We start from the raw sequence: 13,046 nt of genomic DNA, 5'->3' as shown, positions 1-13,046 counted from the left end.
CCCCTCTTGCTCGTTCCTGCTGTCGAGCGGACCCGCGCATGACCGACGCCACGGCGCCCAGCACCACCCCCGCCACGGCCGACGCGCCGCTGCCCGCGACCGCGTTTGGCGGCGCGGCGACGGTGACCTTCGAACACGTGTTCTTCCGCAAGGTGGACGACATTCACTTCCAGTTGGATCAGGCCACCCAGCAGCCCGTGGCCATGGTCAGCCTGGGCGATGAAGTGGTCAGTCTGCCATTGGAAGGCGTGCGCAAGGAGTTCGCCATCGCCAGCGACAGCCCCGACGGCCGCATGCTCGCCCTGTTGGCCAAGGGCCTGAAGTTCGTCAAGGGCCTGCGTCTGGGTGATCCGATCCCGCGCGAGGTGCTGACCGGCGACGCATCCTGGGAGCCCAAGGACAAGCACCGGCAGATCGCCTACCACCGCCTGTCCATGCAGGTCCTGGGCTGGCTGTCCGGTGACGAGCACGTAATCACCAACCCCGACGAACTCATGCAGGTGGCGGGCGATCCCACCTTCCGGCGGCGGGTGAACGAAGCCTTCGGCGAGGCCGCCAACGCGCTGATGCTGTCATCGAAGGAACAGGTGACGGACCTGTTGCGTGACCTGTCCAACGATCTGGCGTACATTGAGGCCCTGCGCGACGAGTTCAACGCCATAAAGCGGGCGTACCTGAAGGCGCAGGACTTGCGTACCATCTATGCAAACGAACATTCGATGCTGGCCACGGCCCACTCCTTGCTGCGGTTGTTCAACCTCGCCGTGGAGGACTTCACCCGCGCCTTCGAGACCGTGGACGCCCAGACCGGCGAGATCATGGCGGCGCTGCGGAACCTGGACATGGTCAAGACCTACCTGCACACGCATCGGGACGATTTGCGCGTGCGGCTTGTTGTGTGGGAGGATCTGCTGACCGCCTGGCTGGATCACCCCATGCAACCGGGCCGATCGCTGGAGGACCTCATGGCCGCCACCTACCGGTTCCTGGGACCGCGCTACATGCCGGTCGATGAATGGGTGATGATGACCAAGCTTCAGGAGCCCGGACGCAAGCCGCCGGAGACCCTGCGGGTACGCAAGGAGAAGCAGATCCGCTACCAGCGCGGCCGCATGTCCTGGGATTAGCGCGCGTCAAGGATCCGCCGGGGGGTGTCGTCGGGTGCATGGCCACGGCGCTCGGCGGCGGTGGCGCCCGGCCGCAAGCCGGGAAACGTCACCACAACCGGCGTACGCAGGCGGGCGCGGCGCGGCTCGCGACTCATCGGCAGGGCGTGGATCTGCTTGCTGGCCTCCACCAGCAGGACGCCGGAGAAGCCCGGAAACCAACGCCCCCCCAACCGCTCCCAGACCGGCGCCGCCGACCGCACCACGCCGGAGCGGGTGGGCGGCGCGAACAGGGCGGCGGCCCGGTCCCCGGGGGCGAACAGATTGGCCCGCAACAGGGTTTCCAACTGACTGCTGGAATAGGGCCGGCCGCTGGCGAAGGGGCTGCGCTCAAGATGGGACCACAGGCCGCGCCGGTTCGGCACCACCATCAGCAGACGCCCGGAATCGGTCAGGACCCGCCAGATTTCCCGCAGGGCCGCCGTGGTATGGTCCAGGCCCTCCAGCCCATGCACCAGAAGGACCCGATCCACCGAGCGATCCGGCAGCGGCAATTCGGTCTCCTCGGCCATGGCCACCAGGTTGCGCCCCTCGGCCGGCCAGCGCAGCACGCCCTGCGCCGAGGGCATGAAGGCCAAGACCCGCTCGGCCTCGCCCTGGAAGGGCGCCAGATAGGGCACGGCGTAGCCCAGACCCACCACGCGGTCGCTCCGCACATCGGGCCAGAACGCACGCACGCGACGCGCGATCACCCGCCGGGCCATGTCACCCAGGGGCGTCTCATAAAAGTTCCGAAGATCGATCACATCCGCGCGCATAAGCGATAGGCTAGCATGGTCCGAAAGGTTCGTCGCCCCCACGGTTCACACGCGGCGTCGGGGGAACGGCCGGCGGGCGGCTCACGTCCCGGGCATGGCCCGGCCAACGGAGGATATCATGGCGGACCTGATCATTGTTTCGGTACCCGTGCTTGGCGACAACTACGTCCACGTGGCGCATGAGCCGGACAGCGGCGAGACCGCCGTGATCGATCCGGCCGTGGCCGAGCCGGTGCTGGCGGTGCTGGAGGACCGGGGCTGGCGCCTGACCGCCATCCTCAACACCCATCATCACCATGACCACACCGGCGGCAACCAGACGATCAAGGACCGCACCGGCGCCCAGGTCGTGGGCAACCGCAAGGACGCCCGGCGCATCCCCGGTCTGGATCACGGCGTGGTCGAGGGTGACACCATCCGTCTGGGCGAACAGGCGGCCCGGGTGATCGAGGTGCCCGGCCATACCAGCGGCCACATTGCCTTCTGGTTCGCCGACGCGACACCCGACTCCGGTGCGCTGTTCTGCGGTGACACCCTCTTCTCCATCGGCTGCGGCCGCCTGTTCGAGGGCTCGCCGGCGCAGATGTGGGCCTCGCTCGGCAAGCTGCGGGCGCTGCCGCCGACCACCCGGGTCTACTGTGCCCATGAGTACACCGAGGCCAACATCCGCTTCGCCCTGACCGTGGACCCCGACAACCCGTCGCTGCGGGGACGCGCCGAGGAGGTGGCTCGCCTGCGCGCCCGGAACACACCGACGGTGCCCTCGATCCTTGGCGACGAGATGGCGGCCAACCCGTTCCTGCGCGCCGACGACCCGGCCCTGGCCGCGCGCCTGGGGCTGTCGGCAAGCGACCCGGTCGCCGTGTTCACCGAGGTGCGGGAACGCAAGGACCGGTTCTAGGGTCTGTTGGTCCCCGGCCCGCGCCCTCGCGCGGTCCGTCGCGGCGAGCGGACGGACGCCGCATGGTCCCGGGCATGCTGGGTCAGGATGACCTGGCGGCCTTTTTTGCGGCCGGCTCGCCCCCCCTCGCCGCCGCCACGCCCGGTGCCGGGCGGCTGACCGGCCGGCACCAGCCGGCGCTTGCCCGGGCCGATCAGGTCGGCGCGGCCCAGGGCCTTCAGCGCCTCGCGCAGCAGCGGCCAGTTTTCCGGATCGTGGTAGCGCAGGAACGCCTTGTGCAGCCGGCGTTGGCGCAGACCCCGAGCCACGACAACGGCCTCGCCCTGGCGCCGCACCGGGGCCAGCGGATTGCGTCCCGAATGGTACATCGCCGTCGCCAGCGCCATGGGCGACGGCAGGAACGCCTGCACCTGATCGGCGCGAAAGCCATTGGCCTTTAGCCACAGCGCCAGGTTCATCATGTCCGCGTCCGTGGTTCCCGGATGCGCGGCGATGAAGTAGGGGATCAGGTACTGCTCCTTGCCGGCGTCCCGCGAGAACCGGTCGAACAGCGCCTTGAAGCGGTCGTAGGTGCCGATGCCCGGCTTCATCATCCTGGACAGCGGCCCGGGTTCGGTATGCTCCGGCGCGATCTTCAGGTAGCCGCCCACGTGATGGGTCACCAGCTCCTTCACATAGGCCGGCGCGTGCACCGCCAGATCGTAGCGCAGGCCCGAGGCGATGGTGATCTTCTTCACCCCGGGCACGGTCCGCGCGGCCCGGTACAGCGCCACCAGCGCCGAATGATCGGTGTTCAGGCTCTTGCAGATGGCGGGATAGACGCAGGACAGGCGCCGGCAGACCCGCTGGATCGCCGGATCCTTGCAGGCCAGCCGGTACATGTTGGCCGTCGGCCCGCCCAGGTCGGAGATGACGCCGGTGAAGCCCTCGGTCTTGTCCCGCACCCGCTCGATCTCGCTCAGGATGGACCCCTGGGAGCGGTTCTGGATCACGCGGCCCTCGTGCTCGGTGATGGAGCAGAAGGTGCACCCCCCGAAACAGCCGCGCATGATGGTCACGGAAAAGCGGATCATCTCCCAGGCCGGGATGCGCTGGCCGTCATAGGCCGGATGCGGCGCCCGGGCGAAGGGCAGATCGTAGACCGCGTCCATCTCCGCCGTGGTCAGGGGGATGGGCGGCGGGTTGATCCACACCACCTTATCGCCATGGGCCTGGACGAGGGCGCGGGCGTTGCCGGGATTGCTTTCCAGGTGCAGCACCCGGGAGGCATGGGCGTAGAGCACCGGATCGGCCTTCACGGCCTCGTAGGAGGGCAGGCGGACGACGGTTCCCCGGTTGCCGGTATCGGGTGCGCGGGTTTCGTCCGGCCTTGGTGCCGCGGCCGGTTCCGCCGGAGTCGCCGGCCCCCCATCCTGACACAGGCCGGGCGCGCGGCCGTCCCGGTCCCCGCTATCGGCGTAGGGGTTGGGCGGTGCCTGGACCGGCCCCGGCGTGTCGATGGTGCCGGAGTCCTTGACCGCCCAGCCCTCGGGCACACCGTCGCGCACCAAAGCCGTGCCCCGGATGTCGGTCATGGCGCGCGGATGCTCGCCCCGGGCGGCGCGGTGGGCGATCTCGGCGATGGCCCGCTCGCCGTTGCCGAACACCAGCAGGTCGGCGCGGCTGTCCAGCAGCACGGAGCGGCGCACGGTGTCGCTCCAGTAGTCATAATGCGCCACCCGGCGCAACGACGCCTCGATCCCGCCGATCACCAGGGGCACGTCCTTGAACGCCTCGCGGCAGCGCTGGGCGTAGACGGTCACCGCGCGATCCGGCCGCCGCCCGCCCTCGTCCCCGGGCGTGTAGCTGTCGTTATGCCGCAGCCGCCGGTCGGCGGTGTAGCGGTTGACCATGCTGTCCATGTTGCCGGCGGTGATGCCGATGAACAGGGTGGGCCGGCCCAGGGTCTTGAAGGGCGTGGCGCTGGTCCAGTCCGGTTGGGCCAGCAGACCGACGCGGAAACCCTGGGCCTCCAGCAGGCGACCGACGATGGCCATGCCGAAGCTGGGATGGTCCACATAGGCATCGCCGCTCACCAGCAGGATGTCGCAGGCGTCCCAGCCCAGCGCCTCCATCTCGGCGCGGGTCATGGGCAGGACCGGCGCGACACCGAAGCGATGCGCCCAATACTTGCGCCAGGAAAACAGGGGACGGGGAGACGAGTCGGCGGCGGTCATGGGCCGGCGGTGCCTGTGTGACTAAGGATCGAGGGCGCCGACGGTACCATGCCCGCCACGGGACGGCCATGATGCGGCGGCAGGGTCCCCCATCGAACCCGACCCGTCATAGTGTTCACAATCGTGTTTAAAGAGGAGACCGTGCCATGCCCCGTCGCCTGCTGCTGTCCACCGCGGCCGCCCTGCTGGCCGCGAGCCCGGCGTTCGCCGCCGAGATCGCCGTGCCGCCAGGCGGTCCCGGGTCCGTGGCGCTCACCATCCATGGCAACCACACCGCCCTGGTGCGCGAGACCCGCGCCGTGACGCTGCCGGCCGGCGAGAGCGACCTGGCCTTCCCCGAGGTACCGGGCACCGCCGACGCGACCTCGGTCCGTTTGGCGCCGGCCGATGACGGCGCCTCGATGCTGGTGCTGGAACGCAGTCTGGCCGCCGATGTCCCCAATCTGCGCCGCCTGTTGGAACTGTCGGTGGGCCGGGAGATCGGCCTTCTGGTGGCCGACCAGGGCGCCGACGCGCCGCCGCGACGCGCCACCGCCACGGTGCTGTCGGTGACCGAGGACGTGGTCCTGGAAATGGACGGCGCCATCCGCATCGGCCTGCCCGGCGATGTCGTGTTGGACAGCCTGCCCGAGGGCCTGCGTCCCTCGCCCACGCTGCTGGCCTCGGTCGAGACGGAGACCGCCGGTCCGCGCTCCCTGGCGCTCACCTATCTGGCCGGCGGCCTGGGCTGGAGCGCCGACTACACCCTGGACGTGACCGCCGCCATGGACGGCGCCGATCTGGCCGGCTGGGCGACCCTGACCAACACCAGCGGCCGGACCTTCACCGACGCCGCGCTGACGCTGGCCGCCGGGCAGGTCGCCGTCGCGTCCCATGACGACCAGTTCGGCGGACGGGGCATAATGCGCGCCGACATGGAGATGGCCGCGAGCATGGCACCGGCGCCCAAGGCCGAGGCCCAGGGCGGGCAGCACTTCTATCCCCTGAAGCGCCCGGTGACCCTGGCCCACCGCCAGACACGGCAGGTGGCCCTGGCGCACGCCCCGGACATCGCGGTCACCGCGCGTCATGTGGTTCCGGCGGTTCCTCATCCGGGGCTTTACGTGGATCCGGGCGCCGAGGACACGCCGGTGCATGCCTCGCGTCACCTGGTGTTGACCAACACCACCGACACCGGCCTGGGCGTGCCCCTGCCGGCCGGCGTCGTGCGGGTCTACCAGGCCGGACCGGATGGCGGGCCCCGCTTCCTGGGGGCCGACCGCATCGACCACCTGGCAGTGGGCGGCGAGGCCATCCTGACCCTGGGCGAGGACTTCGACGTCACCGCCGAGCGACGGCGCACCGCCTACCGGCGCCTGGGGGATCGCCTGGTGGAGACCGATCACACCGTGACCCTGCTCAACGGCAAGCCCGATCGGGACATTGAGGTCCGCGTGGAGGCCACTCTCCCGGGCGACTGGGCGATCCTCGACGAGTCCGCCGACCACGAGCGGGTGACCGCCCGTCGCGTGGTGTGGACGGTCCCGGTTCCGGCCAGCGGCGAGGTGACCCTGAGCTACACGGTGCGGACGCAGTACTGAGGTTAAAGACGGGACTGAGGTTAAAGACGGGACGGAGTCCGATCGCCTCGCCGCGCCCGACCCTGGCGCGGCGAGGCGGGGCTCCGGGCCGGCTGGGTCGCGATCGCCCGTGGGGCGCCCTGGACAGGTTGTCCCTTGCCCCGGACGGCCCGGCATGGAACAACGGCGCCGCCATGATCAGCCTGTTCGACACCGGCGCGACCGCCCTGTTCGACCCCCTGCTGCTGTTGCTGGGGGCGATGCTCATCGACGCCTACCTGGGCGAATTCGGCCCCCTGTTCCGGATCCTGCCGCACCCCGTGGTGATCATGGGCCATGCCATCGGCGAGGCCGATGGCCGCCTGAACCGGCCGCATCGCTCGGCCCGGGACCGCCGGATCCGGGGCATGGTCGCCGCCCTGGGCCTGACCGCCGCCGCCGCGCTGGTGGGCATCGCGGTGCAGTGGTTCTCGCTCACCGCGCCCGGCGGCTGGGTGGTGGAACTGCTGCTGATCTCGGTGCTGCTGGCTCAGAAGAGCCTGCACGACCACGTGGCGGACGTGGCCCGGGGGTTGGAAACCGGGGGGCTGGCCGCCGGCCGACAGGCGGTGCGGATGGTGGTGGGGCGCGATCCGGACGCCCTGGATCAGCCGGGCGTCTGCCGGGCCGCCGTGGAGTCCCTGGCCGAGAATTTTTCCGACGGCGTGGTCGCCCCGGTCTTCTGGTACATGGTGTTCGGGCTGCCGGGTCTGCTGGCCTACAAGATGATCAACACCCTGGACTCCATGATCGGCCATCGCACCGAACGGCATCGGGACTTCGGCTGGGCCTCGGCCCGGCTGGACGACATCGCCAACGTCGTACCGGCGCGGCTGTCCGGCGTCCTGATCATCGCCGCCGCCGCCGCCCTCAAGGGGGCCGACCCGCGCGCCGCCTGGACGATCGTGCGGGCCGACGCGCGCCGTCATCGCTCGCCCAACGCCGGCTGGCCGGAAGCGGCCATGGCCGGGGCGCTGGACATCGCCTTGTCCGGGCCGCGCCAGTATCACGGCCGGACCACCGCCGAGCCGTGGGTGGGTCATGGCCGCGCCCGCCTGGGACCCACCGACATCCGCCGCGCCTTGCGACTCTACGTCCACGCGTGCGCCGCCACCGCGCTCCTGGTGGGTCTGGTGCTGGTGGTCAGACTGACGATGACCGCGGCGGTGTAGAGCCTGTTGACGTCGCGCCCGGCCCGCGCCTATGCTCCGGCCGTCGCGGAGGAGTCTCCGCCTCTCATCATGGGTGTTGTATGTTGGAGCTTGCGGCGCGCCGCTGAGCGCCTTGCCTCGGCAAGGACTGTCATCTTGCATTGATACGAGTCTTCGCGCGCGCGGTGCCGCGCGAGGGCTGTGTCGTGCGCGGTTGACTTGTCCGCGAGTTCCCTCCCATGAATATCTCAAGAATCGAGCAGCGCGTCTTGCACGCGCTGGCTCAAGGCGGCCTGATCCGCCATGACCGCGACGCCTCCGGCCGCATTGTCCATGTCACGTGCTTCACGCGCGAGGGATACGGGCTTCGCGACTGTGACCTGACGGTCTTCCGAAAACTGAAAGCCAAGCGTCTGATCGCATCGGTCAACGGACGCCCCTATCGGCTCTCCCGATTGGGACGCGTGGCCGTGCGCGCTCAACCCGACAACCGCTGACACCTCCCGACCCCGCCGCCCGCGCCACGACACACGGCGGGCGGAGGCGGATCGCGGTGTCGGCGATATGCGTCGCGGCCGCGTCCGCCCGGGGTCCTCCCCCAAGAAAAGGACAACGATCGTGTTGATTCGTGAAACCACCGAAACCGACCGTTCCACGCTCCTCGGCATCCAGCGCCGCGCCTTCGGGCGGGACATGGAAGCCCATCTGACCCGGGACCTGTTGCGCGACCCGAGCGCGGCCCCCCGGCTGTCGCTGCTGGCCCTCGATGAGGATCGGCTCGAGGGACCGTCCGCCCTCGGCCACATCCTGTTCACCGCCGCCAGCCTGGACGGTGCCCCGCACGTCACCGTGAGCGTCCTCGCGCCGCTGGCGGTGGAGCCGGACGTCCAGAGACACGGGATCGGCGACGCCTTGACCCGGGCCGGCCTGGCCCGCCTGACCCAGGCCGGGGTCGACCTGGTCTTCTTGGTGGGGCACCCGCCCTACTACCCCCGGTTCGGGTTCCAGCCGGCGGGGCCTCTGGGGTTCGAGGCCCCGGTGCCCATCCCGCCCGAGTTCGCCGACGCCTGGATGGTGGTGGCGTTGCGGGACGGGCTCATCGGCGCGGTCTCCGGCGGCGTGCGCTGGGCGGAGACCTTCCACCGCCCTGAGTACCAGGGAGCATGACCCTGGCGCGGTGTCGGTCGCGCGCGGGACGGACCCCCGCGCGAGCCGGCGCCGCGCCCCCCCTGTCATCCCAGAATCAAGGCAAAGACATGTTGTTTCGCGACACCACCGCGTCCGATCTGGACACCGTGCTCGCCATCCATCGCCATGCGTTCGGCGAGGAGGACGAAGCCCATCTGACGCGCGACCTCCTCGGCGATCCGAGCGCCGCCCCCCGTCTGTCGCTGCTGGCCGTGATCGACGACCGGGCCGTGGGTCATATCCTGTTCACGGCGGCGCCGCTGGCCGGCGCCGAGCCTCCGGTCAGCGCCCGCCTGCTCGCGCCCCTGGCCGTGGAGCCCGACGCGCAGGGGCGCGGTGTCGGTCAGGCCCTGATCGACAAGGGACTGGGCCGTCTCGCGCGGGCCGGCGTGGACCTGGTGTTCGTGCTGGGACACCCGGGCTACTACCCGCGCCGAGGATTCGTGCCGGCGGGACGGCTGGGGTTCGAGGCCCCCTACCCCATCCCCGAGAAAGACGCCGGGGCGTGGATGGTGCGGGCGCTGCGGGACGGCGTCATCGGGACCGTCGCGGGTCGGGTGTGCTGTGCCGACGCCCTCGACCGGCCCGAGTACTGGCGGGAATAGCGGCGGCGGCCTCCCTGGTCGGGCGCGGGGGGGTTACACCACCGCGTCCGATCTGGACACCGTGCTCGCCATCCATCGCCATGCGTTCGGCGAGGAGGACGAAGCCCATCTGACGCGCGACCTCCTCGGCGATCCGAGCGCCGCCCCCCGCCTGTCCCTGCTGGCCGTGATCGACGACCGGGCCGTGGGTCATATCCTGTTCACGGCGGCGCCGCTGGCCGGCGCCGAGCCTCCGGTCAGCGCCCGCCTGCTCGCGCCCCTGGCCGTGGAGCCCGACGCGCAGGGGCGCGGCGTCGGTCAGGCCCTGATCGACGAGGGACTGGGCCGTCTCGCGCGGGACGGCGTGGACCTGGTGTTCGTGCTGGGACACCCGGGCTACTACCCGCGCCGAGGATTCGTGCCGGCGGGACGGCTGGGGTTCGAGGCCCCCTACCCCATCCCCGAGAAAGACGCCGGGGCGTGGATGGTGCGGGCGCTGCGGGACGGCGTCATCGGGACCGTCGCGGGTCGGGTGTGCTGTGCCGACGCCCTCGACCGGCCCGAGTACTGGCGGGAATAGCGGCGGCGGCCTCCCTGGTCGGGCGCGGGGGGTTACACCACCGCGCTCACCAGCACGCCGACCCCGAACAGCACCAGCACCGCGCCTGACCCCCGGTTCAACCAGCGCAGCCACATCGGCGTGAAGTGCGACCGCACCGCCCCCGCCACCGCCGACAGCAGGCCCCACCACGCCGCCGAGCCGATGAACACCCCCAGAATCAGCAGGTTGGTGTCCAGGGACACGGGGCTGCGCATCTGGACCGCCGTGATGGAGGCGAACACCGCCATGAAGGCCAGGATGGTGGCCGGGTTGGTCAGCGTGATGAGAAACGTCGACAGAAAGTCGCGCATCAGGCCGATATGCGTGTCCGGCGTCGGCAGCATCTGCGATCGGGCCCGCATGGTGCGGACCCCCAGATACACCAGGAACACGCCCCCGACCACGCTCAGCAAGGTGCGGTGATTGGTCAGGAAATTGGTGACCAGGGTCAGGCCCCAGGCGGCCACGGCGCCATAGAGGGTATCGGCCACCGCCGCCCCCAGGCCGGCCACGAAGGCCGCCATGCGGCCATCGGCCAGAGCGCGGCGGATACACAAAATCCCCACCGGCCCGACGGGCGCGGCGATGGCGAAGCCGATGAGAGTCCCCTTGATGAGCGGTGGCAGGTCCATGAGCGGGCCAAAACGGATGAAACGGCAACGAGCGGCAAGGCGGCGAGGCGCGGGAACCGCGCCCCGGGGCACGGGCCGAGGCCCGCCGTTGGGTCCCCATCATCACCAGCTTGCCGGCCGGATGCAAGACGGGCGGGCCATGGTGTCGGGCGGTCCGGCCGCCGACGCGTCCGGTCGTCCCGGTCGGGCGATCGTCGCCCCTACCCGTCGGCCCCCTTGCGGCTGGCCTTCTTGCGGTCGTGCGGGTCCAGCAGCGCCTTGCGCAGGCGGATGGAGGAGGGCGTCACCTCCACCAGTTCGTCGTCCTGGATGTAGGCGAGCGCGTCCTCCAGGGTCATCCGCCGGGGTGGCGGCAGCAGGATGGCGTCGTCCTTCCCGGAGGCGCGGATGTTGGTCAGCTTCTTGGCCTTCAGCGGGTTGATTTCCAGGTCCTGGCCCCGGTTGTGCTCGCCGATGACCATGCCCTCGTAGACCATTTCGCCGGGCTCGATGAACTGCGGTCCCCGGTCCAGCAGGTTGAACAGGGCGTAGGCCACCGCCTCGCCGGTGGCGTTGGCAATCAGCACGCCCGCGCGCCGGCCCTCGATCACGCCCTTGTGGGGCAGGTAGCCGTGGAACAGCCGGTTCATGACCCCGGTGCCCCGGGTGTCGGTCAGGAACTCCCCGTGATAGCCGATGAGGCCGCGCGAGGGCGCGTGGAACACCATGCGGGTCTTGCCGCCGCCGGAGGGACGCATCTCCACCAGATCGGCCTTGCGCTGGGTCATCTTCTCGACGACGGTCCCCGCGTACTCCTCGTCCACATCGACCACCACCTCCTCGATCGGCTCCAGGCGCTGGCCGGACTCATCGGTCTGGATCAGCACGCGCGGGCGGGAGATGGACAGCTCGAAGCCCTCGCGGCGCATGGTCTCGATCAGCACGCCCAACTGAAGCTCGCCGCGCCCGGCCACCTCGAAGGCATCCTTCTCGGCGGTCTCGGTCACGCGGATGGCGACGTTGCCCTCGGCCTCGCGCATCAGACGGGCGCCGATGACGCGACTGGTCAGCCTGGAGCCCTCGCGCCCGGCCAGCGGACCATCGTTGACCGAGAAGGTCATGGCCAGGGTCGGCGGGTCGATGGGCTGGGCCGGCAGCGCCTCGGTGATCTCCAGGGCGCAGAGCGTGTCGGCCACCGTGGCCTCGGTCAGTCCGGCCAGGGCGACGATGTCGCCGGCCTCGACCTCTTCCACCGCCACGCGCTCCAGCCCCCGGAAGGCCAGTAGCTTGGAGGCGCGGCCCTGCTCGATCACGCGGCCGTCGCGGGACAGCGCCTTGATGGGCTGGTTGAGGCGGACCCGCCCGGTCTCCACCCGCCCGGTGAGGATGCGGCCTAGGTAGGGATCGGCCTCCAGGGTGGTGGCCAGCATGGAGAACGGCGCGTCCAGCACCCGCGTGGGCGGCGGCACATGCCCCAGGATCAGGCGGAACAGCGGCTCCAGGGTCAGGCCCGAGGTGTCGGTCTCCACGACCTCGGGGGTGTCGGCCGCCCAGCCGTCGCGGCCCGAGGCATACAGCGTCGGGAAGTCGAGCTGGTCGTCGTCGGCGCCCAGGTTGGCGAACAGGTCGAAGACTTCGTCATGCACCCCGTGGGCGCGGGCATCGGACCGGTCCACCTTGTTGATCACGCAGATGGGCCGCAGCCCCTTGGCCAGTGCCTTGGACAGCACGAACTTGGTCTGCGGCAACGGTCCCTCGGCCGCGTCCACCAGCAGCACCACGCCGTCCACCATGGACAGGATGCGTTCCACCTCGCCGCCGAAGTCGGCGTGGCCCGGCGTGTCGACGATGTTGATGCGGGTGCCCTCCCACGCCACCGAGGTGCACTTGGCCAGGATGGTGATGCCTCGCTCGCGTTCCAGGTCGTTGGAATCCAGCGCCCGCTCGGCCACGGCCTGGTGCTCCCGGAAGGTCCCGGACTGCTTCAGCAGGGAATCGACCAGGGTGGTCTTGCCGTGGTCGACGTGGGCGATGATGGCGATGTTGCGCAGGTCCATGGGGTGTCCGTCTCAAGGCATGGCGGAGGGGAAGCGGGCCGAACTGTCGGGAGTCGCGATGGGACCCGGGCTTACACCAGATTGCGCCCACAGTCACGCGAGGGTTTGGCGCCGTGGGGCGCCGGTCCCGGCACGGCGCCATGGCCCCCGCCTGTCGCGCGAACCGGCCGCTGGACCCGCGCCGGACGCGCGCACCGGATTGTCAAGGCGGGGCC

General features: G+C 70.6%; 12 protein-coding genes. 8 read left to right on the top strand and 4 right to left on the bottom strand.

Annotation, left to right across the window (positions count from 1 at the left end; all coding sequences use genetic code 11):
• Positions 1 to 38: 38 nt before the first annotated feature.
• Positions 39 to 1,127: a hypothetical protein gene (locus tag GGD89_RS02275; RefSeq protein WP_184042478.1), complete on the top strand. Its 1,089-nt coding sequence runs from the start codon at positions 39 to 41 to the stop codon at positions 1,125 to 1,127.
• Here the strand turns inward: GGD89_RS02275 and GGD89_RS02270 are convergent.
• On the bottom strand, positions 1,124 to 1,912 hold the full coding sequence (locus GGD89_RS02270) for a class I SAM-dependent methyltransferase (RefSeq protein WP_343058506.1): 789 nt from the start codon (positions 1,910 to 1,912) through the stop codon (positions 1,124 to 1,126). The two genes, GGD89_RS02275 and GGD89_RS02270, sit on opposite strands and share 4 nt — an antisense overlap.
• Before the next feature lie 130 nt (positions 1,913 to 2,042).
• Between GGD89_RS02270 and gloB the strand changes: the two genes are divergently transcribed.
• Positions 2,043 to 2,825, top strand: coding sequence for a hydroxyacylglutathione hydrolase (gloB, locus tag GGD89_RS02265; protein WP_184042476.1), 783 nt, complete (start codon positions 2,043 to 2,045; stop codon positions 2,823 to 2,825).
• Here gloB and GGD89_RS02260 read toward each other — a convergent pair.
• A complete protein-coding gene (locus tag GGD89_RS02260) occupies positions 2,822 to 5,041 on the bottom strand; it encodes a YgiQ family radical SAM protein (RefSeq protein WP_184042475.1) in 2,220 nt (739 codons plus the stop codon). The two genes, gloB and GGD89_RS02260, sit on opposite strands and share 4 nt — an antisense overlap.
• Before the next feature lie 146 nt (positions 5,042 to 5,187).
• Here GGD89_RS02260 and GGD89_RS02255 point away from each other — a divergent pair, with 146 nt between their 5' ends.
• From GGD89_RS02255 to GGD89_RS02230, 6 genes are all read left to right on the top strand, one after another.
• A complete protein-coding gene (locus GGD89_RS02255; protein ID WP_184042474.1) occupies positions 5,188 to 6,621 on the top strand; it encodes a DUF4139 domain-containing protein in 1,434 nt (477 codons plus the stop codon).
• Positions 6,622 to 6,749: 128 nt separating this feature from the next.
• Complete coding sequence (gene cbiB / locus GGD89_RS02250; protein WP_343058505.1) at positions 6,750 to 7,811, top strand: adenosylcobinamide-phosphate synthase CbiB; 1,062 nt, start codon at positions 6,750 to 6,752, stop codon at positions 7,809 to 7,811.
• Positions 7,812 to 8,029: 218 nt separating this feature from the next.
• Positions 8,030 to 8,287, top strand: a complete 258-nt coding sequence (locus tag GGD89_RS02245; RefSeq protein ID WP_184042473.1) for a YjhX family toxin — start codon at positions 8,030 to 8,032, stop codon at positions 8,285 to 8,287.
• 121 nt (positions 8,288 to 8,408) lie between these two features.
• Positions 8,409 to 8,957 carry a GNAT family N-acetyltransferase gene (locus tag GGD89_RS02240; RefSeq protein WP_221238282.1) on the top strand — a complete coding sequence of 183 codons (549 nt, stop codon included), beginning with the start codon at positions 8,409 to 8,411 and terminating at the stop codon, positions 8,955 to 8,957.
• A gap of 89 nt (positions 8,958 to 9,046) precedes the next feature.
• On the top strand, positions 9,047 to 9,583 hold the full coding sequence (locus GGD89_RS02235) for a GNAT family N-acetyltransferase (RefSeq protein ID WP_184042471.1): 537 nt from the start codon (positions 9,047 to 9,049) through the stop codon (positions 9,581 to 9,583).
• Positions 9,543 to 10,142, top strand: coding sequence for a GNAT family N-acetyltransferase (locus GGD89_RS02230; RefSeq protein WP_184042470.1), 600 nt, complete (start codon positions 9,543 to 9,545; stop codon positions 10,140 to 10,142). The genes GGD89_RS02235 and GGD89_RS02230 overlap by 41 nt, the downstream gene beginning before the upstream one ends.
• Positions 10,143 to 10,174: 32 nt before the next feature.
• Here the strand turns inward: GGD89_RS02230 and GGD89_RS02225 are convergent, their stop codons facing one another.
• A complete protein-coding gene (locus GGD89_RS02225) occupies positions 10,175 to 10,795 on the bottom strand; it encodes a LysE family translocator (protein ID WP_184042469.1) in 621 nt (206 codons plus the stop codon).
• Positions 10,796 to 10,995: 200 nt separating this feature from the next.
• Positions 10,996 to 12,831, bottom strand: coding sequence for a translational GTPase TypA (gene typA / locus GGD89_RS02220; RefSeq protein ID WP_184042468.1), 1,836 nt, complete (start codon positions 12,829 to 12,831; stop codon positions 10,996 to 10,998).
• Positions 12,832 to 13,046: the final 215 nt, after the last annotated feature.

This window comes from Roseospira visakhapatnamensis (assembly GCF_014197915.1).
Classification (GTDB): Bacteria; Pseudomonadota; Alphaproteobacteria; order Rhodospirillales; family Rhodospirillaceae; genus Rhodospira; species Rhodospira visakhapatnamensis.
Note: the sequence above shows the minus strand (reverse complement) of the source record. Positions and strands in the feature narration are given on the sequence as shown.